The sequence below is a fragment of the Actinoplanes sp. GCM10030250 genome, assembly GCF_042666575.1.
Classification (GTDB): Bacteria; Actinomycetota; Actinomycetes; order Mycobacteriales; family Micromonosporaceae; genus Actinoplanes.
In genome coordinates, this window is the sequence record NZ_JBHTDO010000015.1 from 137735 (window position 1) to 161364 (window position 23630).

Annotated in this window: 20 protein-coding genes; 9 read left to right on the forward strand and 11 right to left on the reverse strand. The window is 71.7% G+C overall.

Annotated features, from left to right (window positions below; all coding sequences use genetic code 11):
- The 5 genes from ACFQV6_RS20680 to ACFQV6_RS20700 all read right to left on the reverse strand — a co-directional run bounded on the left by ACFQV6_RS20680 (position 1) and on the right by ACFQV6_RS20700 (position 4981).
- Positions 1 to 795, reverse strand: a complete 795-nt coding sequence (locus ACFQV6_RS20680) for an ABC transporter ATP-binding protein (RefSeq protein ID WP_378029165.1) — start codon at positions 793 to 795, stop codon at positions 1 to 3.
- Positions 792 to 1847, reverse strand: coding sequence for a FecCD family ABC transporter permease (locus ACFQV6_RS20685; RefSeq protein ID WP_378029166.1), 1056 nt, complete (start codon positions 1845 to 1847; stop codon positions 792 to 794). Before ACFQV6_RS20685 ends, ACFQV6_RS20680 begins: the two co-directional genes overlap by 4 nt.
- Entirely contained in the window at positions 1844 to 2872 is a 1029-nt protein-coding gene (locus ACFQV6_RS20690; RefSeq protein ID WP_378029167.1) for a FecCD family ABC transporter permease, read from the reverse strand. The genes ACFQV6_RS20685 and ACFQV6_RS20690 overlap by 4 nt, the downstream gene beginning before the upstream one ends.
- The gene (locus tag ACFQV6_RS20695) at positions 2872 to 3858 is read right to left on the reverse strand and encodes an ABC transporter substrate-binding protein (protein WP_378029168.1); all 987 of its coding nucleotides are present in this window, start codon (positions 3856 to 3858) and stop codon (positions 2872 to 2874) included. The genes ACFQV6_RS20690 and ACFQV6_RS20695 overlap by 1 nt, the downstream gene beginning before the upstream one ends.
- A gap of 79 nt (positions 3859 to 3937) precedes the next feature.
- Complete coding sequence (locus ACFQV6_RS20700) at positions 3938 to 4981, reverse strand: ABC transporter substrate-binding protein (RefSeq protein ID WP_378029169.1); 1044 nt, start codon at positions 4979 to 4981, stop codon at positions 3938 to 3940.
- A gap of 185 nt (positions 4982 to 5166) precedes the next feature.
- Here ACFQV6_RS20700 and ACFQV6_RS20705 point away from each other — a divergent pair, with 185 nt between their 5' ends.
- From ACFQV6_RS20705 to ACFQV6_RS20715, 3 genes are read left to right on the forward strand one after another with little or no spacing between them, the layout of a single operon-like run.
- Positions 5167 to 6132 carry a FecCD family ABC transporter permease gene (locus tag ACFQV6_RS20705; protein WP_378029170.1) on the forward strand — a complete coding sequence of 322 codons (966 nt, stop codon included), beginning with the start codon at positions 5167 to 5169 and terminating at the stop codon, positions 6130 to 6132.
- On the forward strand, positions 6129 to 7151 hold the full coding sequence (locus tag ACFQV6_RS20710) for a FecCD family ABC transporter permease (protein WP_378029171.1): 1023 nt from the start codon (positions 6129 to 6131) through the stop codon (positions 7149 to 7151). The genes ACFQV6_RS20705 and ACFQV6_RS20710 overlap by 4 nt, the downstream gene beginning before the upstream one ends.
- A gap of 50 nt (positions 7152 to 7201) precedes the next feature.
- Entirely contained in the window at positions 7202 to 7975 is a 774-nt protein-coding gene (locus tag ACFQV6_RS20715) for an ABC transporter ATP-binding protein (RefSeq protein ID WP_378029213.1), read from the forward strand.
- A gap of 6 nt (positions 7976 to 7981) precedes the next feature.
- Here ACFQV6_RS20715 and lhgO read toward each other — a convergent pair whose 3' ends face one another.
- From lhgO to ACFQV6_RS20745, 6 genes are all read right to left on the reverse strand, one after another.
- Positions 7982 to 9184: an L-2-hydroxyglutarate oxidase gene (gene lhgO, locus ACFQV6_RS20720; RefSeq protein WP_378029172.1), complete on the reverse strand. Its 1203-nt coding sequence runs from the start codon at positions 9182 to 9184 to the stop codon at positions 7982 to 7984.
- Positions 9185 to 9273: 89 nt separating this feature from the next.
- Positions 9274 to 9702, reverse strand: coding sequence for a heme-binding protein (locus ACFQV6_RS20725; RefSeq protein WP_378029173.1), 429 nt, complete (start codon positions 9700 to 9702; stop codon positions 9274 to 9276).
- A 124-nt stretch (positions 9703 to 9826) separates the two neighbouring features.
- Positions 9827 to 11257, reverse strand: coding sequence for an ATP-binding protein (locus ACFQV6_RS20730; RefSeq protein WP_378029174.1), 1431 nt, complete (start codon positions 11255 to 11257; stop codon positions 9827 to 9829).
- Complete coding sequence (locus tag ACFQV6_RS20735; protein WP_378029175.1) at positions 11254 to 11964, reverse strand: response regulator transcription factor; 711 nt, start codon at positions 11962 to 11964, stop codon at positions 11254 to 11256. The genes ACFQV6_RS20730 and ACFQV6_RS20735 overlap by 4 nt, the downstream gene beginning before the upstream one ends.
- Positions 11965 to 11993: 29 nt before the next feature.
- Positions 11994 to 12362, reverse strand: a complete 369-nt coding sequence (locus ACFQV6_RS20740) for an FMN-binding protein (protein ID WP_378029176.1) — start codon at positions 12360 to 12362, stop codon at positions 11994 to 11996.
- A gap of 45 nt (positions 12363 to 12407) precedes the next feature.
- Entirely contained in the window at positions 12408 to 13808 is a 1401-nt protein-coding gene (locus ACFQV6_RS20745; protein WP_378029177.1) for a ferric reductase-like transmembrane domain-containing protein, read from the reverse strand.
- Between the two features lie 177 nt (positions 13809 to 13985).
- On the opposite strand from ACFQV6_RS20745, the gene ACFQV6_RS20750 reads away from it, so the two are divergent.
- From ACFQV6_RS20750 to ACFQV6_RS20775, 6 genes are all read left to right on the forward strand, one after another.
- Entirely contained in the window at positions 13986 to 14585 is a 600-nt protein-coding gene (locus ACFQV6_RS20750) for a DUF4956 domain-containing protein (RefSeq protein ID WP_378029178.1), read from the forward strand.
- Positions 14582 to 15355: a polyphosphate polymerase domain-containing protein gene (locus ACFQV6_RS20755; RefSeq protein ID WP_378029179.1), complete on the forward strand. Its 774-nt coding sequence runs from the start codon at positions 14582 to 14584 to the stop codon at positions 15353 to 15355. Before ACFQV6_RS20750 ends, ACFQV6_RS20755 begins: the two co-directional genes overlap by 4 nt.
- Positions 15352 to 17172, forward strand: coding sequence for a carbohydrate-binding domain-containing protein (locus tag ACFQV6_RS20760; RefSeq protein WP_378029180.1), 1821 nt, complete (start codon positions 15352 to 15354; stop codon positions 17170 to 17172). Before ACFQV6_RS20755 ends, ACFQV6_RS20760 begins: the two co-directional genes overlap by 4 nt.
- Before the next feature lie 163 nt (positions 17173 to 17335).
- Complete coding sequence (locus ACFQV6_RS20765; RefSeq protein ID WP_378029181.1) at positions 17336 to 18223, forward strand: helix-turn-helix domain-containing protein; 888 nt, start codon at positions 17336 to 17338, stop codon at positions 18221 to 18223.
- A 128-nt stretch (positions 18224 to 18351) separates the two neighbouring features.
- Entirely contained in the window at positions 18352 to 19836 is a 1485-nt protein-coding gene (locus ACFQV6_RS20770; protein ID WP_378029182.1) for a diguanylate cyclase, read from the forward strand.
- Between the two features lie 155 nt (positions 19837 to 19991).
- A complete protein-coding gene (locus ACFQV6_RS20775) occupies positions 19992 to 23477 on the forward strand; it encodes a BTAD domain-containing putative transcriptional regulator (protein ID WP_378029183.1) in 3486 nt (1161 codons plus the stop codon).
- Positions 23478 to 23630 lie beyond the last annotated feature (153 nt).

The window sequence follows — 23630 nt, forward strand, 5'->3', positions numbered from 1 at the left end:
TCAGAACTCCTCCGGACGTGGCAGCGGCACGACCAGTGGGGTGCCGGTCGCCGGATCCGGGATCACCATCGCGCGCAGGCCGAAGACCTTGTCCAGCAGTTCCGGCGTCAGCACCTCGGCCGGCGTGCCGGTGGCCGCGATCCGGCCGTCCTTCATCGCGATCAGCACGTCCGCGTACCGGGCGGCCAGGCTCAGATCGTGCAGGACCATCACCACGGTCCGCCCCTTCTCCCGGTGGAGCCGGCGGATCAGGTCGAGCACGTCGATCTGGTGTGCCAGGTCGAGGAAGGTCGTCGGCTCGTCGAGCAGCAGCAGGTCGGTGCCCTGGGCGAGCGCCATGCTGATCCACGCCCGCTGGCGCTGCCCGCCGGAGAGGGCGTCGACCGGGCGGGCCGCGTACTCGAGCATGCCGGTCCAGCGCAGCGCGTCGGCGACCAGGGACTCGTCGTCGCCGGACCACTGCCGGAACCAGCTCTGGTGCGGGTGGCGGCCGCGCATCACCAGGTCGGCAACGGTCAGGCCGTCGGGTGCGGCGGGTGACTGCGGCAGGACGCCGACGATCCGGGCGACCTCGCGGGTGGGCATCCGGTCGATGCGTACGCCGTCCAGCAGCACCTCTCCCCCGCCCGGCCGCATCAGGCGCCCGAGGGCCCGGAGCACCGTCGACTTCCCGCACCCGTTCGGGCCGATGATCGCGGTGATCCGCCGGTCGTGCACCGAGATTTCCAGGTGCGACGTGACGGTCACGTCGCCGTATCCAAGGCTCAGGCCGACGCCGCGCAGCCGGTCGTTCACGCGATGGTCCTCCAGGATCGTCGCAGCAGCAGGTAGAGCAGGTAGGGGGTGCCGACGATCGCGGTGAGCAGGCCGACCGGCAGTTCGGCGGGTGCCACCACGATTCTGGCCAGCAGGTCGCAGCCGATCACCAGCAGCGCGCCGAGCACCGCCGACGCGACGAGCGGTGGCCGGCTGCCGCCGCACAGCCGCAGGGCGATCTGCGGCACCACGAAGGCGACGAACTCGATCGGGCCGGCCGAGGAGACGGCCGCGGCGGCGAGCGCGGCGGCGACGATCACCACGCTGAGCTGGGCGGTGGGCAGGCGCAGCCCGAGACCGCGTGCGGTGTCCTCACCGAACTGGAGGACGCGCAGGGCGAGGGTGGCGGCGAGCGCGGCGGGCAGCAGGACCAGCAGGGCGAGGGCGAGCGGGCGTACGTGGGTCCAGTCCCGCCCGGCGAGCGAACCGCTGAGCCAGATGTTGGCCCGGGTGACGTCGGTCTGCTGGGCGCGGACCAGCATCCACGAGGTGAACCCGGCGAGCAGCTGGCCGGCGCCGAGCCCGATCAGCACGAGACGGTACCCGTCGATGCCCTGCCGCCAGGCCAGCAGGTAGATCGCGGCGGCGCTGAGCAGCGAGCCGGCGAGCGCGGCGAGGGGAAGGGTGGCAGTCGAGCTCACCCCGCCGAGGACGATCACGCCGACCGCCGCGGCCGCCGCGCCGTGGGTGACGCCGAGGACGTCCGGGCTGGCCAGGGGGTTGCGGGCGAACGTCTGGGTGAGCGCGCCGGCGACCGCGAGGGCGGCACCGGCGAGCAGCCCGCAGAGCAGGCGGGGCAGGCGCAGGTTGAGCAGGATGTGCCGCTCGATGCGGGTGCCGCCGCCGGTGACGACCTGCCAGACGGTCTCCGGCCCGAGCGGGAAGTCGCCGTGCCCGACGGCGGCGATCGCGACGGCCACGGTGGCGGCGAGCCCCAGCAGGGTGATGGCGACGGTTCGCAGCGGGATCACGGCCGAGACCGGCCCGGCGCGCAGGATCCGGCGGCCCGGAAGGTCGAGAACAGCGCTCACAGCCGCACGATCCGGAGGCGGCGGACCAGCCAGATGAAGAACGGCGCGCCGAGGAACGCGAGCACGATCCCGGTCTGCAGCTCGGCCGGGCCGGCGACGAGCCGACCGGCCACGTCGGCGACCAGGACCAGCGTGACGCCGAGCAGCGCCGAGAACGGGATGAGCCAGCGGTGGTCCGGCCCGGTGAGCACGCGGGCCAGGTGCGGGACGATCAGCCCGGCGAACGCGAGCGGTCCGCACGCGGCCGTGGCGGCTCCGGCCAGCAGGACCAGGGCGACGACTCCGATCGTACGAGCGAGAGCGATGTTCTGACCGAGCCCGCGCGCGACGTCCTCGCCCAGCCCCAGGGTGTTCAGCGCCGGCGCGTTGATCGCGGCGAGCAGCAGCCCGGCGGCGATGAACGGCGCCACCGCCCACGCGGTTGTCATGTCGCGGCCGGCGAGCGAGCCGGCCACCCAGAAGCGGAACACCGACAGCGTCTCCGGGTCACGGATCAGGATCGACGAGGTGAACGAGGAGAGCAGCGCGCTGAGCGCCATCCCGGCCAGCGCGAGCGTGACAGGCGTCGGGCCGTGGCTGCCGCCCGAGCCCAGGCTGAAGACGAGGGCGCTCGCCACGAACGCACCGGCGAAGGCGTACCAGATGTAGGCGTGGAAGGACCCGGCGCCGAGGAAGGCGATCGCGACGACCATTGCGAATGACGCGCCCGCGGTGACGCCGAGCAGTCCGGGGTCGGCGATCGGGTTGCGGGTGTGTCCCTGCATCAGCGCGCCGGCGGCGCCGAGTGCGAGACCGCAGAGAATTCCGAGCACGGTACGGGGGCCGCGTAATTCCCGTACGACAGCCGTCGCGTCGGAGCCGTCCGGGTGCACGAGGGCCTGCCACACCTCGGACGGGTGCAGCGCCTGCGCGCCGAGACCGAGGCTGAGCAGGACCGCGAGCGCCGCGAGCAGCAGCAGTGCGGCCAGGCCGGCGAGCCGGGACCCCCTCCCGGTACGGGTGAGTGTCCCGGCCGCCGCCGTCATCAGGCCCCCGCTGCCTTCGCGACAGCCGGAACCGTGTTGTCGATGAAGTACGGGATGGACAGCGGGCTCGGGTTGCGCAGCGCCATGAACTGATCCGCGGGCAGCGGCACGTACTTGCCGGCCTTGACCGCGGGCAGGTTCCCGAACAGCGTGTTCCCCTCGAGCGCCGTCTGCAGCCGCGGTTCGGTGCTGTAGACCAGCACCACGTCGGCGTCGATCGTGGCGATCTTCTCCAGGCTCAGGGTGACCGCGAAGTCGTCGCCGGGCAGCGCGGCGACCGCCGGTGCCAGCTTCATGCCGAGGTCGTTGAACGCCTTGACGGTGACGTCCTGGTCGGAGCGGAGCACGCCGATCGTGCCGGCCTCGTACACCTGGGAGATGGTGAAGGTCTTGCCGGTGATCGCCGGGTACTGCGTCTTCACGCCGTCCACCTTGGCCTGGACGTCCTTGATGATCTGCTCACCCTGCTCGGTCTTACCGAGCAGCTTCGCGACCTGGCGCAGCGTGGTCTGCCACGAGTCCTCGAACGGCCCGGTCTCGTAGGCGGTGGTCGGCACGAGCGGGGACAGCGCCTTGTACTCGTTGTCGATGTAGTAGTCGCCGCCGGCCAGCACCAGGTCCGGGTTGAGCTTGGCGATCTCCTCCGGGTCGACGCCGTTCTCGCCCTGGGCCAGCTGCGCCGGGCTCCCGGTGATCTTCGGCTTCGCCCAGGGGTTGATGCCGCCCTCGGAGACGGTCTGGTAGACGCCGACCGGCTGCACGCCGAGCAGCAGGAGCGCGTCGAGGTCGGCGTCGGAGAGCGCGACGATCCGCTCGGGCGCCTTCTCCAGCGTGGTGGTGCCCAGCTTGTGGGTGAGGGTCACCGGGTAGGCACCGGAGGCGGCGGCGGACCCGCCGGGCTGCGGCTCGTTCTCGGCGGGCGAACAGGCGGCGAGCAGGCCACCGGTGAGGAGGAGGGCTAGAAGGGCAGGCGTCCTGCGGGCCACAATCGCTTTCCTTACATCGTGACGGGCCCCGTGCTCGCGGCGCGTGCGCAACGAGGACGGGGCCGTCGGACAGCGGGGATCAGGCGAGCTTCTTGGACTTCTTGATCGCGGCGGTCATCGCCTCGAGCAGCGGGGCGGAACCGGCCCAGGAGTAGATCGGCACGGCCTGCCACGGGAAGACCTGGTTGGCCTTGACGGCGGGCAGCGCGTTCCAGGCCGGCTTGGCGGTCAGGTCCTTCGGCTGCAGTGTGCCGGTACGCGCGTCGAGGAAGATGATGTCGGCGTGGTACTTGTCGGCGTTCTCCCAGCTCAGCGACTCGTAGTAGTCACCGCCGTCGGTCTTCTCCGGGACGATGATGTCGACGCCGAGCTCCTTGAAGTACATGATGTCCGACGACACCTTGGGGTTCGACACGTAGAAGATGTCGGGCGAGCCGGAGCCGGCCAGGACCTTGATGCCACCGGCGGCCTTGGCGGCGGCGCTCAGGTCCGCGGCGGCCTTCTCGAAGCGGGCCTTGGCCTCGGTGACCTTCGGCGCGTTGAGGTCGGCGCCGAGGGAGGCGGCGAGCTCGGAGTACCGCTCGATCGGCTTGGGCAGCGGGACCCGGCCGACGGTGATGGTGGCGACCGGCGCCAGCGAGAGGATCTTGTCCTTGCTCTCGTCCGGGATGTACCAGTAGGCGCCCGGGTCGAACATGTGGGTGATCAGCAGCTCGGGGCTGAGCGCCGCGTACTTCTCGACGGAGAACTCGCCCCACGCGTTGCCGATGATCTCGACCTTGCTGATGTCCAGGCTGCCGGCCTGTGCTTCGGCGGTGCCGTCGGCCTTCTTGGTCTCGCCGAAGACGCCGACGATCTCCTCGCTCAGGCCGAAGTCGACGAGCGCGGCGGCGGTGCCGGTGAACGCGACGATCTTGGCCGGGGTCTTGTCGGCCTTCAGGTCCTTGGGCTGGTCGTCGGTGAAGGTCCACGGGCCGGCGGCGGCAGCGGAGGAGGTGCCGGACGCGGACCCGGAGTCCTCGGTGCCTCCACAAGCGCTGAGCAGCGCGCCGAGGCCGGCGGCGCCACCGGCGGCCAGCAGGCCACGACGGGACAAAGAAAGGCTGGAGTACTTCATCTTCATTCTTTCCTCGGGGTACGACCGGTCGTCCGACCGGGTGAATGGTTAGGCTAACCTAACGAGCCGAACGCGCGTCAACTCCGTGCGCCGAACCGTGACGGGAGCCGCAACTGTCCACGTATGACATCCCCACGGACCGGGGGCTGCGCGTCACACCACCGGATGCGCCCGCCACCCGGCGGCTTCCGGTGCGCCCGATCGGCCTGCTGGTCGCTGTCGTGCTGCTCGCCGCCGTCCTGATGCTGAGCATCGGATTCGGCGCGCGGTTCCTCTCACCCGGCGACGTCTGGGCCGGCCTCACCGACCCCGCCTCGCAGTACTACCGGATCGTCCACGACATGCGGCTTCCCCGTACCCTCCTCGGTTTGATGGTGGGTGTGGCCCTCGGCCTGGCCGGCGCAATCATGCAATCGCTGACCCGCAACCCCCTCGCCGACCCCGGCCTGCTCGGCATCAACGCCGGCGCCGCGGCAGGCGTCGCCAGCGCCGCGGTCTTCCTCGGCATCGGCACCTTCTACGGCTACATCTGGTTCGCGCTGCTCGGTGCCGCCGTCGTCACCGCCCTGGTGTACGCGGTGGGCGGCGGCCGCTCGGCCACACCGGCCCGGCTCGCCCTGGCCGGTGCCGCGCTCAACGCCACGCTGTACTCCTATGTGAGCGCCGCCCTGCTCTCCGACTCGCAGGCCATCGAAAAGGTGCGGTTCTGGACCGCCGGTTCCCTGGCCAGCGCCGACTTCGCCACCGTGACCCGGCTGCTGCCGTTCTTCGGCGCCGGACTGCTCGTCGCGCTCGCGGTCGCCCGCCCGCTGAACGCGCTGTCGCTCGGTGACGACGCGGCCCGCGCCCTCGGCGCCCGGCCGTCGGTGATCCGCGTCGCGGTGATCGTCGCGGTGACCCTGCTCTGCGGCGGTGCCACCGCCGCGTGCGGCCCGATCGTCTTCATCGGACTGCTCATCCCGCACATGGTCCGCCCGTTCACCGGCCCGGACCTGCGCTGGATGCTGCCCTACACCGCGGTGCTGGCGCCGGTGCTGCTGCTCGGCGCGGACGTGCTCGGCCGGGTCCTCGGCAGCCCCGGCGAGCTCCAGGTCGGCACGGTCACCGCGGTCCTCGGCGGCCCCCTCTTCCTCTACCTCGTGCGAGCCGCCAGATGACCACCCTCGAAGCAACGATCCGCAGCCGGGTCGGCATCCGCCCGCGCTCGGTCGCCGTCGGGATCGGCGCGCTGATCGGCACCGCCGCGATCAGCGTGCTGACCCTGGGCACCGGCGAGTTCCCGATCCCGGCGGCCGACGTGGTGCGCACCCTGTTCGGCCAGGGCACCGCGGCACAGGACTTCATCGTCAACGAGCTCCGGCTGCCCCGCCTGATCACCGCGATCCTCGTCGGCGTGGCGCTCGCGGCCGGCGGCGCGGTCTTCCAGTCCCTGGTCCGCAACCCGCTGGGCAGCCCGGACGTGCTGGGCATCACCAACGGGGCGAGCACCGCGGCGCTGGCCGTGGTGATCCTCGGCGGCACCAGCACCCAGCTGTCGCTCGCGGCGGTGGCCGGCGGGCTCGCCGCGGCCCTGCTGATCCAGCTCATCGGCGGGCGGCACGGCCTGCACGGCTACCGGTTCATCCTGGTCGGCATCGGCATGGCCGCCATACTCACCGGCATCAGCGGTTACCTGCTGACCCGGGGCGTCCAGATGGAGAACGCCCGCGCCCTGCTCTGGCTCACCGGCAGCCTCGACGGGCGCGACTGGCAGCAGGCCGGGCCGCTGCTCGGGGTGCTCGCCGTCACGCTGCCGGTCCTGCTTCTCGCCTGCGGTCCGGGACTGCGGATCCTGGAGATGGGCGACGACTCGGCGGCGGCACTGGGCGTACCGGTCAGCGCCCTGCGTACCGGCGCGCTGTTCACCGCCGCGCTGCTGGTGTCGTGCGCCGCGGCCGCGGCCGGCCCGGTCGCCTTCGTCGCGCTGATCGCGCCGCACCTGGCGAAACGGCTCACCCGCGCACCCGGGCCCAACCTGGTGCCGTCGCTGGCGATGGGCTCGCTGCTGCTGGTCGGCGCCGACTGGCTGGCCCAGCACAGCCCGAAAACGCTGCCCGTCGGTGTCGTCACCGGCATCGTCGGCGGTGGATACCTCGTCTGGCTGCTCACCACGGAACGCAAGGCCGGGCGAATCTGATGCGAGGAGAAGTCGAGATGACCGGTACGCCGCGCCTCAGCGGGTCGCAGATGACGCTGGCCTACGACAAGCGGGTCATCGCCGAGCAGTTGAGCGTCGACATCCCGGACGGCTCGTTCACCGTGATCATCGGGCCGAACGCGTGCGGCAAGTCGACGCTGCTGCGCGCCCTCGCCCGGCTGCTCAAGCCGCAGGCCGGCACCGTGCTGCTGGACGGGCGGGACGTCCACTCGCTGCCGACCCGGGCGGTCGCCAAGACCCTCGGGCTGCTCCCCCAGTCGTCGACCGCGCCGGACGGCATCACCGTCGCCGAGCTGGTGGCCCGTGGCCGCTATCCGCACCAGGGCCTGCTGCGCCGCTGGTCCAGCGCGGACGAGCAGATCGTCGTCGAGTCGATGCGGGACACCGGCGTCGCCGACCTGGCCGACCGCAACGTGGACGAGCTCTCCGGCGGCCAGCGCCAGCGGGTCTGGCTCGCCATGGCGCTCGCCCAGCAGACACCGCTGCTGCTGCTCGACGAGCCGACCACCTACCTCGACATCGCACACCAGATCGAGGTGCTCGACCTCTGCGCCGAGCTGCACGAGACCCAGGGCCGCACGCTCGTCGCGGTGCTGCACGATCTGAACCACGCGGCCCGCTACGCCACCCACCTGATCGCCATGCGGGGCGGCACCGTTGCCAGGTCGGGGCTGCCCGGTGAGGTGCTCACGGCGGAGCTGGTCGAGGACGTCTTCGGGCTGCCGTGCCGGGTGATCGACGATCCGGAGACCGGGACGCCGCTTGTGGTGCCGGCGGCGCGCAGGCGCGTTACGGCAGCCTGACCACGGTCACTGTTGGAAGATCTCGTTCACCACGTGCTCCGCGATCGCCAGGGAAGACGTCGCGGCAGGTGAGGGCGCATTTCGTACGGCCGTGATGGCACCCAGCCGATGGATACGAAAGTCGTCGACGAGGGCGCCGTCACGGTCCAGAGCCTGAGCGCGTACGCCGGCACCCGCTCGCACGACGTCGGCCGCGCCGATCTCCGGGACATATTGCATGGCCTCGGCCATGTAGCGGGTCTTGGAGAGCGAGCCGCGGACCTCCTTGACACCGGTACGCCAGTGCCGCCGGGCCATCTGCCAGGTGCCCGGCCAGGCGGCGATCCCGAGCAGGTCTCTCACCGAGACCGTGGTCCGCCGGTAGCCCTCCCGAGCGGTGGCCAGCACCGCGTTGGGGCCCACTTCGACAACACCGGTCACGCGGCGGGTGAAGTGCACGCCCAGGAACGGGTAGCGCGGGTCGGGCACCGGGTAGATCATGCCGCGGACCAGGTTCGCCTTTTCCGGGCGCACCCGCATGTACTCACCGCGGAACGGGATGATCCGCGGCTCGGCGGTGTCACCGGCCAGCCCCGAAACCCGGTCACTGTGGATGCCTGCGCAGACGATCAGCTGGTCGACGACGACGTCGCGGTTGCCGTCTGTCGCCGTGACCCGGATCTGTGCCCCGGACCTGTCGATCCGGGCCACCGGGAAGTTGGTGCGCACCTCTCCGCCCGCGGTTCTGATGTCCTCGGCGAAGGCGCCGGCCACACCCGGGAAGTCGGTGATCGCCGTCTCCGGGGAATGCAGGGCGGCCAGGCCGGCGGCGTGCGGTTCGATCTCGCGGATGCCGGCCGGGTCGACCCGGCGCAGACCGGGTACGCCGTTCTCCAGCGCCCGCTTCTCCAGGTTGTCGAGACGCCCCAGCTCGTCGGAGCGCACCGCCACGACCAGTTTGCCGCATTCGTCGTACGCGATCTTCTTCTCGGCGCAGTAGTCCCGCAGCAGCAACCGGCCCCGGGTGCACAGCTCCGCCTTCAGGCTGCCGGGGGTGTAGTAGATGCCGGCGTGCACGACGCCCGAATTGTGGCCGGTCTGGTGCTGGGCGACCTCGGGCTCCTTCTCCAGGACCACGACTCTGGTGCCGGGGCGCCGCCGGGTGATCTCGCGGCCGATCGCCAGGCCGACGATGCCCGCTCCGACGATCCCGATGGTCTCGTCCGCCATTGGCGTTCCTTCCCCCGCAGCAAAAGTCTTGACCTTGGCACAGAAGCGGCTCGAACGGGGAGCCCGAGTTACCAGAACCACCCGCTGCCTCAGGTTTTGAACACCAGGTCGTATCCGAGTTCGCTCAGCGCCTCCTCGCAGGCCTGCTGGTCCTCGGCGGGGGTGCCGCCGGAGACGCCGAGGCCGCCGAGGATCTCCCCGTTCCGCTTGATCGTCACGCCGCCCTCGGTCGCCACGATCGGGTGCGCGGCCATCTCGGAGAGCTGGGCGAAGAAGCCCGGGTTGCTCTGCGCCCAGTCACGGAGCATGTTGGTGGGGCGCTCCATGATCGCGGCACTGTAGGCCTTCGCGATCGCGATGCTCGGTGTCAGCGCCCGGGCGCCGTCCGACCGCTTCGCCGAGATCAGGTGGCCGCCGGCGTCGACGATCGCCACGCTCAGCGCCTTGCCGAGCTGCTCTCCGCGCCGCAGCGTGCCCGCCAGGATCGCCTCGGCCTCCGACAGGGTCAGCTTGGTCATCGATGAGCCTCCGGTGTCGTAGAGGTCGGGCGATCCCCAGTACATCGAGCGCGGGTCACCCAGCACAACCTCCCAGCGCCATCACCTTGATCCGGTTCTTCCGGCCCCCCTTGAGAAACACGCGCTAAGGGTGAGCGGGGAGGGTGACGGTGATGGTGGTGCCGGAGGGCGTGGAAGGGGTCGCGGTGACCGTACCGCCGTGGGAGGTGGCGGTCTGGGCGACGATGGCGAGGCCGAGACCGGAGCCGGGCATGGAACGAGCGGCCGGCGCCCGATAGAAGCGGTCGAAGACGTGCGGCAGGTCTTCAGCGGCGATACCGGGCCCGGTGTCGGTGACCGTGAGGTGACAGCGGCCGGGTGGGGCGGGGGTGAGGCGGGTGGTGACGGTGGCGCCCGGTGGGCTCCACTTGGCGGCGTTGTCGAGGATGTTGACGATCATGCGTTCCAGCTCGCCGGGGCGGCCGTAGACGGTGACCGGGGTGAGGGAGGTGTCGAAGGTGAGGCCGGGCGCCCGGATCCGTACCCGGCTGATCGCGGCGGTGACGATGTCGGCGAGGTCGGCCTCTTCGACGGCTTCGCGGCTGGATTCCGAGCGGGAGAGTTCGACCAGTTCGGCGGTGAGGGTGGCGAGTTCGCCGACCTGGGCGTCGAGGTCGGCGAGGAGCGCGGCGCGCTCGCCGGGTGGCAGGCGATGGGCCAGCTCGGGTTGGCGCTCGACCTTCAGCAGCAGTTCGACGTTGGTCCGGATACTGGTCAGCGGCGTACGCAGCTCGTGGCCGGCGTCCTCGACGAGGGCTCGCTGCGCGGTGCGGGAGGCGTCGATGGCGGAGAGCATCGCGTTGACGGAGCGGCCGAGGCGGGCGATCTCGTCGTTGCCGCTGACCTCGACCGGCCGGGTCAGGTCCATCGTGACGGCGACGTCTTCGACGGCTTCGGTCAGACGGTCGACGGGGGCCAGGCCGGCCCGGGATACGGTACGCCCCAGCAGCGCCGCCCCGGCGACACCCGCCGCGCATCCGAAGGCGAGCAGCAGCGCGAAGAGAGCCAGGACCCGCTCGTCGGGATCCGGGTCGACGCCGACCTGCACCGCGCCCCCGCCCTCGATCGGCACGGTGAGCATCAGGTAGTCCCCGGGACCGATCGTGACCGTTTCCTGCACCTGCTCGTCCCCGCTCGTGGCGATCCCCGCGGCCGCCTCGGTGACCGGCAGCGGGGTGGCACTCCCGCCGACCACCACACCGGTACGGTCGAGAATCTGCCAGCAGGGCCCGATCTCCCCGGGATAAGCACCAGAATCAGAACCCGGATACGCATCGCCCGATTTGTCCACAGTGCGGCTGTTCTGAGTGGCCAGCCACTGCAACGGATCAGCGGCGATCGTCCGCGCGTCAGCCATCAACTCCGCCGACACCTTGCTCTTCTGAATCTCCCGCACCGCCAGGAACGCACCCGCCGACACCACCAGCACCGCCGCCGCCACCGCACCGGTGACCAGCAGCGACAGGCGCGCGTGCAGCGTACGGCCGTGCCACCACCGAGCCAGCCGCCCGGTCACAGCGGCTCCTCCCGGAGCACGAACCCCACGCCACGGACCGTGTGCAACAGCCGCGCCTCCCCTTCCGCCTCCAGCTTGCGCCGAAGGTAGCCGAGATAGACGTGCAGACTGTTCGATCCGTCGCCGAAGTCGTAGCCCCACACCTGCTCGAACAGCGACGCCCGGGACAGCACCTGCCGCGGGTGCCGCAGAAACGCCTCCAGGATGGCGAACTCGGTACGCGTCAACCGCAGCGCCCGCTCCCCCCGCCACACCTCACGGGTGGTCACGTTCAGCCGCACATCAGCGAAGTCCAGCCATTCCGCAGAGGAAGAGAGGGAGGGCGCGGGCGACGGAGGCACCGAGAGCGCCGACCGCCGCAACAGCGCCCGCACCCGCGCCATCAACTCCTGCAACGCGAACGGCTTGACCAGGTAGTCGTCAGCCCCCGCGTCGAGCCCCGCGACCCGATCACCCACGCGATCGCGGGCGGTCAGCATGAGCACCGGCAGAACCATCCCACCCGCCCGCAGCTGCCGGCACGCTTCGAGCCCGTCCATCCGCGGCATGCTGACGTCGAGGATCAGCGCGTCCGGCTCACCGCTGCGCACCGCGTCGAGGGCCTGCACCCCGTCACCCGCGACCTCCACCTGATATCCCTCGAACCGCAGGGTCCGTGCGAGCGAGTCCCGCACGGCCGCGTCGTCCTCCACCACCAGGATCCGCATGTCACCAGCCTGCCAGTGATCTGAAACCGTCAGGACAACTGGGCGGCATCGAGCGCCGACTGCAGGGATTCCTGGTAACCGGCACTGGTGTAGGTCGCCCCCGACACCGCGTCGATGTCAGCACTCTGCGCGGCCAGCGTCGCCTCCACGAGCTGCGGCAACGCGCGCCCGCTGATCTCGTCGTGCCGCTGGCTGCCGCTCGGGTGGACCGGCACCGACACCGCCGTGATCCGGCCACCGGCGACAGTGATGGCGACCTGCACATCGCCCTCTTGCGTCTGCACGGTGTCCCCCGTGTAGACCTTTCCCGAGCCGGACGGCGCCACCGCCACCACCTCCGGCGAGGCGGCACCACCGGTACTCGTGCGATAGCTGAACAGCAATACCAATGCCGCCACCGTGGAAAGCATCCAAAGCGTGATCCGTCGCATTCCGGGAACCCCTTACCAGGCGAACAGTTCAGTGTGGACGTAGTTAGCCCGTACCCCTGCTTGAAGAGCCGCCGCACGCGCCGCCGCCGCCCATTCCCCGGGCCCGCAGATATAGACACGCGCCGCCGCGATCTGCGGCGCCGCCCGGCGCAGGGCCTCCGCGTCGTCCTGGCCGGCGAATTCCCGCGGCAGCCAGGACGCCCGATCGGCACGGTGGCCGGTCATCGGCACCACTCGAACACCGCGTTCGGCCGCGAACCATTCCAATTCGGACCGGAACGCCAGATCCTCCTCGCTGCGTGCGCGGTAGATCAGTGTTGCTTCGCCGGCGCGGTAGGGCAGTTCGCCGAGCAGCGACAGCAGCGGCGTGATGCCGACGCCGCAGGCCATCATCACGACCGGTCCGCCCTGGTAGTGCTCGCCGGTGAGCTTGCCGAACGGCCCCTCGAACAGCACTTTCGTGCCAGGCCTCAGCGTCGCGATCCGCGAGCTGCCGTCGCCCTGATCCTTCACCGTGATCCGCAGCAGGTCGCCGCGCGGGGTCGCCGAGAGCGAGAACGGGTTGGCGCGCGTCCAGCCGGCGCCGTCGAGGAACCGCCAGTGGAAGAACTGCCCGGCCCGGGCCGGCAGCTCGCCGAGCCGCTCACCGCTCAGATAGACCGACGTCAACCCCGGCCCCTCCGGGACCACCCCGCTCACCACCAGGCGGTGCCTCCGGTTGCGCAGCACAGGCAGACCGATTCTGTACGCAAGAACCGCACACGCGGCAACCCCGTACAGCGTCCACCAGTAGGCCCGCGCCGCCACCGACCCGGCAAAGTCCTCCCCGGTCCAGATCTGGTGCGGCAGCGCCAGCCCCACCCCGAGGTACGCGTACAGGTGCAGCAGGTGCCACGACTCGTACCGCAGCCTGCGCCGCGCCGCTCGCACCGACGTCACCACCACCAGGAGCAGCGACACCGCCCCCGCCGCCGCGAGCAACATGCCCGGGTACGTCAGGATCAGGTCCCACAGCTGCACGACCACGTTGTTCCCCGCCGCATAGCCCACCGTGATCGCCACGATGTGCCCCAGCATCAGCCAGAACGACGTGAACCCGGTCCACCGGTGCCAGCGGGCCAGCCGGTCCTGCCCGAACGCCCTCTCCACCAGCGGGATCCGCGCCATCAGCAGCACCTGGAGCAGCAGCAGGTCGGAGGCGTGGAGCCCGGCCAGCCGCCCGATCGCGGTGATCGCGGTGCTCCCGCCCGCGGCGATGTCCTGGAGACCGTCATTGCTCACCCAGAGCGCGGTCACCACCAGCAGGCTCGCCGCTGCCGCCACCCCTCCGGCGTCACCCCACCAGCGCGGCGCGGCACGCGGCCGGCGGTGCTGAGCGGTACGGGCGTCAGCGTGCACAGCGGTCGTCGTCATGATCGCAAAGCTGCCTCGCATGCCTAAGAGACAGCCGCGAGGACCATAAAGGTTCCCTAAGAAACGAACCTGTGTGACCTGCTTCTCAGACGGTTCCCACAAAAGCCTCACAGGATGCGGACAGCATTCCACCGCTCAATGGGGAACAGCCGATGAACTCCGTCTGAAGGATCGCATGTGAACACGTTGCTCGCCGTGGCCGCGGATCTGGTCGCGATATCCGTTCTGACATTCGGTGTCTATTTTCCCCGGCACCGCCGGCGCGATCTGGTCACCGCCTTCCTGGGGGTGAACATCGGCGTCCTCGCGGTCGCCATCGTGCTCGGCTCCACCACGGTCGGCGCCGGCCTCGGGCTGGGCCTCTTCGGTGTCCTGTCGATCATCCGGTTGCGGTCGGACGAGATCGCCCAGCACGAGATCGCCTACTACTTCGCGGCGCTCGCTGTCGGCCTGATCGCCGGGCTCGGCGGCACCCCGGACGCGATCAGCGGCGGGCTGATGCTGCTCGTCGTCGCGGCGCTCTTCGTCGGCGACCACCCGGCGCTGTTCCGCCGGTCGCGCAACCAGCAGATCCGCCTCGACGTCGCGTTCACCGACGAGGACGCGCTGCGCGCCCATCTGGAGACGCTGCTCGGCGGCCGGGTGACCGGGCTGGTGGTCAAGCAGGTCGATCTGGTCAACGACAGCACGCTCGTCGACGTCCGCCATCAGGCGCCGGACGGCGACCGGGTGCGCCGCGAGCCGAGCCCGCGCATCGAGCGGGTGAGCGCCGGATGACCGCCGTGATCGAGGCTCCCGCACTGCACCGGTTCCGGCCGATCACCCTCGCGGAACTGGTCGTCCAGGCGGCTCTGATGACCCGCCTGGACCGCAAATACCTGGTACCGGCCGCGGAGCTCCCGGGCGTACTGGACCGGATGCCGGCCGGCGTGCGGATGCTGGAGATCGAGGGGCGTCGCGAGTTCGCGTACCGGTCGGTCTATTTCGACACCGCCGGCCTGGACAGTTACCTCGCGGCCGCGCGCCGCAGGCGGCGGCGCTTCAAGATCCGGGTCCGGACCTATCTGGACACCGGCGACGACTTCCTCGAGGTGAAGACGCGCGCCGCGCGGGGGATGACGGTCAAGGACCGGATTCCGTACGCGGGAAGTCGCACCCACCTCGACCGAGACGGCCTGACCCACGTCGCCGAGGTCCTCGGCGGCGCCGGGCTGCCGGCCCGCGGACACGAGTTCAGCCCGGTCCTGGCCACCCACTACCACCGCAGCACGCTCTACGTCCCCGGGACCGGAAGCCGGGTGACCGTCGACTCCGATCTCACCTGGATGCTGCCCGGCGGCTCGACAGTGCGGATGCCGGACTCGGTGATCGTCGAGACCAAGTCGGCCCGATCCGCCTCCGACGTCGACCGGCTCCTCTGGTCGCTGCACCTGCGCCCGTCGTCGATCTCCAAGTACGCCACCGGGCTCGCCGCCCTGCGCCCCGAACTCCCCGCCAACCGCTGGCACCCCGTGCTGCAGCGCCACTTCTCCGGAGGCCCCTCGTGAGATTGCGTAAGAAGTTCGTCGCCGCCGTCAGCTCCGCCGTCCTCGCAGCCGCCCTGCTCGTCGGCTGCGCGACAGGCGACGACACCGCCACCGGATCCACCGGCTCGACCGTCACGGCCGCCGCCACGGTTGACGCGTCCACGGTGGACGGCACTCAGACGGCCGCCGAGGTCCTCGCCGCGAACAAGACCGCGCACACCGTTCCGGCGGTCTCCGCCGACGGCGCCGCCGAGATCACCCTGTCCGGCACCTCGGCCAGCTCCTCGTCCGACGGTGTCGAAGTCAATGGCTCGACCGTCACGATCAGCAAAGCGGGCACCTACCGGATCAGCGGGAGCCTCACCGACGGCCAGATCGTGGTGAACGCGCCGGACGCCACCGTCACGCTGGTCCTGGACGGCGCCGACATCACCAGCTCCACCACCGCCGCGATCGCCGCCACCGAGGCCGAGCAGCTCGTGATCCAGCTCGCCGACGGCACCACGAACAGGCTCGCCGACACCGCGTCCTACGCCGAGGACGCCGACGTGAACGCCGCCCTGTTCAGCGCCGGCGACCTCACCATCACCGGCGGCGGCATACTCGAGGTGATCGGAAACGGCAACGACGGCATCGCGAGCAAAGACGGCACCGTCGTTCAGTCCGGCACTGTCACCGTGCGGGCCAAGGACGACGGGCTGCGCGGCAAGGACTATGTCGTTGCCGACGGCGGAACCATCACCGTCACCGCGGGCGGCGACGGCGTGAAGGCGGACAACGAGGAGGACGCCGACTCCGGATACGTCGCCGTGGCCGGCGGCACGCTGACGCTCACCACCGAGGGCGACGGCATCGACGCGGCCACCGACCTCGTCACCACTGGCGGCACGATCACCGTCGTCTCCGGCGGCGGGCACCAGAAGCAGCCGGCCGGCGATGTCTCCGCCAAGGGCCTCAAGTCCGGCGTGATCACCGTGCTGGGAGGCGGCACCGCCACGGTGGACGCCTCCGACGACGCGGTGCACAGCGACGGAGCCGTGCACCTGGCCGGCGCGAAGGTGAGCGTGGCCAGCGGCGACGACGGTGTGCACGCCGAGGGTCAGCAGATCATCGACGGCGGGACCGTGGAGGTCACCGCGGCGGTCGAGGGCCTGGAAGGCGCCCACATCGTGCTGAAATCGGGCACCGTGACCGTCACGTCGAGCGACGACGGCGTCAACGGAGCCGGCGGCACGAGCACCGAGGAGAACACCGGAGGAGGCGGCCGCGGCGGCCCCGGTGGTGGCGGTCCCGGTGGTGGCGGCAGCGAGGCCGGCGACTACTCGGTCACCGTGAACGGCGGAACCCTGGTGATCAACTCCGAGGGCGACGGCCTGGACTCGAACGGCACCGCCACGATCACCGGCGGCACCGTGGTGGTCAACGGGCCGCAGCGCGACGGCAACGGCGCACTCGACGTCAACGGCGACTTCACGATCAGCGGTGGTGTCCTGCTCGCGGCCGGCAGCGCCGGCATGGTGGTGGCGCCGGGGACCGGCTCCGGGCAGGGCTGGCTGTCGGCGACCCTGGACAGCGCGGCACCCGCGGCGACGACGATCCAGATCGCGAACAGCGACGGGGATGTGGTCGCCACCTTCGTGACGAGCAAGACCGTCCAGAACGTCGTCTACTCCTCCTCGGCCGTCAAGAGTGGCGATAAGTACACGATCTACACCGGCGGCTCGGCGAGCGGCGCGAGCACCGGCGGGCTGTCGGCGTCCGGATCACTCGGATCCGCGGCCGAGGTCGCCACCGTCACCGCCGGCGAGGCGCCCGCGGGCGGTCGCGGCCCGCGCTGACCTCCCTCGACAGGGCTGCCCCGGCCACCGGCCGGGGCAGCCGCGTTCCCAGATCAACTGAACGTACCGACATCGCTCGGGTGGGTGACTGTTCCGGTTCACTCGTGGGTATGCTCACCTCGACCGCGTCCTGGAGATCCACTGAGGACCCACCGCGCGGGTCATGGAGGCTCGGGTGACCGACGAGAGGGAGAGTGGCGGCGCGACAGTCCGCCGCCTGCAACTCGGCGCGCATCTGCGTGCCCTGCGCCGGGCCGCCGGCTTCACCCGCGACCAAGCGGGCTACCAGATCCGCGGCTCCGAATCCAAGATCAGCCGGATGGAGCTGGGCCGGGTCAGCTTCAAGGAACGCGACGTCGTCGACCTGCTGAAGCTCTACGGCGTGGAGGACCCCGCCGAGCACCGCCGGGTCCTGACGATGGCCCGCGAGGCGAACGAGCCCAGCTGGTGGCACGCGTACGGCGACGTGCTCGACACCTGGTTCCAGAACTACCTCGACCTCGAGCAGGCCGCCGAGCTGATCCGCACCTACGAGATCCAGTTCGTGCCCGGCCTGCTGCAGACCGACGCGTACGCGCGAGCAGTGATCAGGCTCGGTCACGACAACGCCGCCCCCGAGGAGATCGACCGGCGCGCGAAACTGCGGATGGCCCGTAAGCAGGTCCTCCACCGGCAGGACGCGCCCCGGCTCTGGGCGGTCCTGGACGAGGCGGTGCTGCGCCGGCCGATCGGCGGCCGGGCGGTACTGCGCGAGCAGATCCAGTCGCTGATCGACCTGTGCGACTCCCCCAACGTCCGGATCCAGGTGATGCCGTTCGACTCGGGCGGCCACGCGGCGGCCGGTGGCGCGTTCAGCATCCTGCGGTTCCCGCACGCCAAGCTGCCCGACGTCGTCTACATCGAACACCTGACCAGCGGTCTCTATCTGGAACGCCGCGAAGAGGTGGACCACTACGCGGCGGCGATCGGCCGGCTGTTCATCGAGGCCGAGCACCCCAGCCGTACGCCGACGTTCCTGCGCAAGATCCTCGCCGAGCTCAACGGCTCCTGACGGGCGCAGCACAGAGGCTGCACAAGATCCGCCGTTGCACCAACCCTCGTGCAGCGTGCCGTCGTGTTCAACCGCTCTGCTACCGCGGCGCACCCCGGCCGCACCGTACGGGATGCATCGTTTGCGAAATGAGCAGTGCTGTCAGCGCCGTGCTGACCCGCCGAATCGCCGCCTGGCACCTCTGCCTGGCGGTGGCACCCGTCGTGATCGGGTTGTACTACGCCCTCGTACACCTGGGGGTGTCGCCCGGAACGCAGGTGGCGCTCTACGTCAGCGCGAACGCCGCCTTCGCGGTGTGCGCCCTGGTCGTGGCCCGCCGCACGCCGGCGCTGCGCACCATCATGCTGCTGCTCGCGGCATCGGGCGCGGCGGGCGTGGCCGGCGACGTCACGTTCTACTTCCAGGCGCTGGTCAACAGCGAAGTGCCCTACCCCGGTACGGCGGACGTCTTCTACCTGGCGGCCTATCCGCTGATGGCGGCGGCGCTGCTGCTGGTCATCCGGCGGCGGACGCCCGGCTGGGACGGCGCGAGCGGCATCGACGCGGCGATCGTCGCGGTCGGCGCCGGCTATGTCGTGTACGAGTACGTCATCGCACCCACCTGGAACGTGGGCGCCGACAACCTCACCCTGTTCGTGTCCGTCGCGTACCCGCTCGGCGACCTCATGCTCATCGTCGTCGGCGCCCGCCTGATGCTCGGTGCCGGTCCGCGCACCACCTCGCTGCGGCTGATCGGCGGCTACCTGGTCCTGGTCCTGTTCGCCGACACGGTCTACAGCATCCAGTCGCTCAACGGCACCTACCAGGCCGGGAACTACCTGGACGTGTTCTGGATGACGTCCGGCTTCCTCGTCGCCGCCGCGATCCTGCACCCCGGCGTGACGAAGATGGCGAGCCCGTCGAACACCGCGACGCCGGACGCCACCACCGGCCGGCTGCTCGTGCTGGCCGGGGCCGCGATGACCGCGCCGACCTCGCTGCTCGTCATCGACGCCCGCACCGGCGAGGCCGACGTGAGCACCGCGGCGATCATCTGCAACGTGCTCTTCCTGCTGGTGCTGGTCCGGATGACCGGGCTCGTCCGGGCACAGCGGCACGCCGCCATCACCGACGGGCTGACCGGGCTGCGCAGCCGCCGGTTCTTCGAGGAGTCACTGCGCAGCGAGGGCGCCCGGGCCGGCCGCAACCACGCGCCGCTCAGCATGCTGCTGCTCGACATCGACCACTTCAAGAACATCAACGACACGCACGGGCACAACGGCGGCGACCGGGTCCTCGTCGAGGTGACCCACCGGCTGCGCGAGCTGGTCCGGCCGGGGGACGTGGTGGCTCGCTACGGCGGTGAGGAGTTCGCCGTACTGCTGCCGAACACCGGGCCGGCCGCCGCCCGGGAGATCGCGGAGCGGGTGCGGCGGGGGGTCAGCTCGGCGCCTATCGCGGTGGCTGATTCGCGTACGGCGCGGGTGACTGTTTCGGTGGGCATCGCCGGTATGCCGGGGACCGCTACCACTGATGAGCTTGTGCTGGCTGCGGACCGGGCGCTCTACGCGGCGAAGAACGCCGGGCGTAACCAGGTGTGCGCAGCTGACGAGGAGTCGCTGGTCCCCGCGTAGGCGGCGCTCCCGGCGCCTTTTTGGCGCCGGGCGGCGCGGCCGGCGCCTTTTCGGCGCCGGGCGGCGCGGCCGGCGTCTTTTTGGCGCCGGGCGGCGCTTCCGGATGCCGGCCGGGCGCTCGTCCGCGCTTTTCGGCGTGCGACACAATCGTGGGTATGCGGTTCGGCATCCTGGGTCCGCTCCGGGCGGAGCACCTCGACGGACGGCCGATCCCGGTCGGCGGTCCACGCCTGCGCGCGCTGCTGGCGATGCTGCTGCTCGACGCCGGCCGCCCGGTCGGATTCGAGCGCCTGATCGACGGCCTCTACGGCGAGCACCCGCCGGCCGGAGCCGCCAACGCGCTGCAGTCGCAGGTGTCGCGGCTGCGGCAGGCCCTGCCGGTCTCGCTCGAACCGGCCGGCTACCGGCTCGCGGTGTCACCGGACGATGTGGACGCCCACCGGTTCGCCGCGCTCGCCGCCGAGGGCCGCCAGGCGCTGGCCGCCGGTGACCTGCCCCGGGCGGCGAAGGTGCTGGAGGAGGCGGTGACACTCTGGCGCGGTGAGCCGCTGGGCGACGTCCGCGACGCGCCGTTCGCGGCGGAGCACGTGGCGCGGCTCGGTGAGCTGAGGCTGGGGGCGATCGAGGACCTTTGCGAGGCCCGGCTTTCCGGCCTTCCCAGCTTTTCCGGCTCTCCCGACTTTCCCCGCTCGTCCGACTTTCCCCGCTCGTCCGACTTTCCCCGCTCGTCCGACTTTCCCCGCTCGTCCGGCGTTTCCGGCTCTCCCGGCGTTTCCGGCTCTCCCGGCGTTTCCGGCTCTCCCGGCGTTTCCGGCTCTCCCGGCGTTTCGGGGGACGCGATCACCGAGTTGCGTGCGCTGATCGCGGCGCATCCGCTGCGTGAGCGTCCGCGTGCGCTGCTGATGCGAGCGCTGGCTGCGGCGGGGCGGCCTGCGGAGGCTTTGTCGGCGTACGAAGATGCGCGCCGAACCCTCGCCGAAGAGCTCGGCACCGACCCCTCCCCCCAGCTCGCCGAGGTGCACACGTCGGTGCTCCGCGGTACCGCCGGACCATCCCGCACCCCGTCCCGGCTCGGCGTGCCCACCCAGTTGAGCAGCTTCGTCGGGCGCGACGACGAGCTCAGCCGGGTCTCCGCGGCGCTGCGCACCACCCGCCTGGTCACGCTGCACGGCCCCGGCGGCGCCGGCAAGACCCGGCTCTCCGCGGAGGCCGCCGGCCGCTACGACGGCGACGCCTGCTTCGTCGAACTGGCCGCCGGCGGCAGCGACGACGTCCCCCGAGCGGTCCTGAGCGCCCTCGGCCTGCGCGACGTCGGCCTCACCCCCGACCGCACTCCCGCCCGCGCCGCCGACCTCAACGCCGGCCGCACCGCTGGCCGCACCGCCGACCGCAATCCCGGCCGGGCCGCCGAGCGTGAGTCCGGCGCTGAGCTGCCCGCTGTCACCGATCGGCTGGTCGCCGCCCTGGCCGACCGGCAGCTGCTGCTGGTGCTGGACAACTGCGAGCACGTGCTGGACGCCGCCGCCACCCTGGCCGGCCGGTTGCTCGCCGCCGCGCCCGGCCTGCGGATCCTGGCCACCAGCCGGGAACCGCTCGGCATCACCGGCGAGACCCTCTGCCCGGTCTCCGGCCTGCCCGTGCCACCACCCGGCACCGGCGACGACGACCTCGCGGCGTTCCCGGCAGTGCGGCTCTTCGTCGAGCGGGGCGCCGACGTCTCCCCCGGCTTCGCCCTGACACCCGGCAACGCCGCGGCGATCCTGCGGATCTGCCGGATGCTGGACGGACTGCCGCTCGCCGTCGAGCTGGCCGCCGCCCGCCTGCAGGCGCTGCCCGTCGACGAGGTGGCCGCGCGGCTCGACGACCGGTTCCGGCTGCTCACCCGCGGCAGCCGTACCGCCGACGCCCGCCACCGGACCCTGCACGCCGTGGTCGCCTGGAGCTGGGGCCTGCTCACCGAGGCCGAGCGGGTCCTCGCCCGCCGCTTCACCGTCTTCGCCGGAAGCGCCGGCCTGGACGCCGTCGAGGCCATCTGCGGCACCGGCCCGGACGGGACCGAGCCCGTCCACGGCACCGGGCCGAACGCGGCTGGAAACGGGGCTGGGCCGGACGGGGCTGGGCCGGACGGGGCTGGGCCGGACGGGGCTGGGCCGGACACCGTGGAGATCCTTGCCGGGCTCGTCGGGAAGTCGCTGATCGAGCGGGACGGTGGCCGCTACCGGATGCTGGCGACCATCCGGGCGTTCTGCGCCGAGCGCCTGGCCGAGGCCGGTGAGCAGGACCTCATGCGCCGGGCCCACGCCGCGTACTTCCTGGAACTGTCCAGGAGAGCTGATCCGCTTCTGCGTACCGCTGATCAGATCTCCTGGCTGGACCGCCTCGACGCCGACCGCGACAATCTGCACGCCGCCCTGCGGCGGTCCTCCGCCGCGGGTGACGCACCGACGGCGCTCAGCCTGATCTCCGCGCTCTCCTTCTACTGGTGGCTGCGCGGGTTGCGCTCCGAGTCGGCGGCGCTGGCCGGGCAGGTGCTGCGGGAGACCGGGCCGGAGCCACCGCCGGGCCGGACCGAGGAGTACGCCCTGTGCGTCCTCAACGCCGCCCTCGGCGGAACCCAGCCGCCCGCCGAACGCTGGGGCCGCTTCATGTTGACGATGAAGGACCCGCCCCGGCAGCCGTTCCTGCTCTACCTGTCGGCGATGGCGGTCGGGCCTCCGGACTCCGCCCCCGGTGAGGTGGTGGCCCTCAACCGCAAGCTGCGCGCGGGGCTCGGCGGTGAGCCGTGGAGTGACGCGCTCGGCGGCATCGGCGGCGGCTGGATGCTGCTCTTCGCCGGCGCCACCCCGCAGGAGGCGCTTGCCGACTTCGAGAGCGCGCTGTCCGGGTTCCGCCGGATCGGCGAGCGCTGGGGCAGCATGCTCGCCCTCTCCGGGGTGGCCGAGATGGCCTTCTGGCGCGGCGAGCCGGCCGCCGCGATCGCACCGATGGACGAGGCCCTGCGGCTCGCCGGCGAACTCGGCTCCAGCGTCGACGTGGCCGACCTGCTCCGCGGCCGCGGCGAGGGCCGCCTGAGCATGGGCGACATCCCCGGCGCCGTATCCGACTTCACCCGCTCCGCCGAACTGGCCCGCGAGGCCGGTGCACCTGAACTCGTCGCCGCGGCCCTCCTCGGCCTGGGCTCGGTGGCCCTGCGCGAGGGCGACCGGCCCGCCGCCCGGACCCGCTGCGAGGAGGCACTCGCCGCCTGCCCCGCCGGCTGGTACGGCGCCGACGGCACCCGGATGGCGATCCTGGTGGTCCTCGGCCGCATCGCCGAGGACAGCGACGACCCGGTGACCGCCGCCGCCCATTACCGGCAGGTGTTCGCGGTGCGCACCGGCATGTTCGGCTTCCAGGTGCTGGCCGAGGCCATCGACCGCCTCGCCGCCATCACCCTCGCCGCCGGCGACCCCGCACAGGCCGCCACCCTCCTCGGCACCGTCCTGGCCCTCCGCCTCCGCCCCGGCCTCGAAGGCTCCCCGATCGCCGCCGGCGTGGCCGCCGCGGCCCGCGCTCAACTCGGCCCGGCGGCCTACGACTCCGCCCTGTCGCGAGGCGCCACCCTCACCCCCGCCGACGCCTACACCCTCCTCCACTCCTAGCGGCTCCGGCCTCCGTTCCCGCACCGCCCAGCGGCCCCGGCTGGCTGCCAGTGCTGTCTCGCGGGTGCGGAGGGAGCACTGACGGCCAGCCGGGGCAGCAGTGCGGGGGCGTCAGCGGATGGTGCGCGGGCGGTCAGCGGGGTGGAAGAGGCT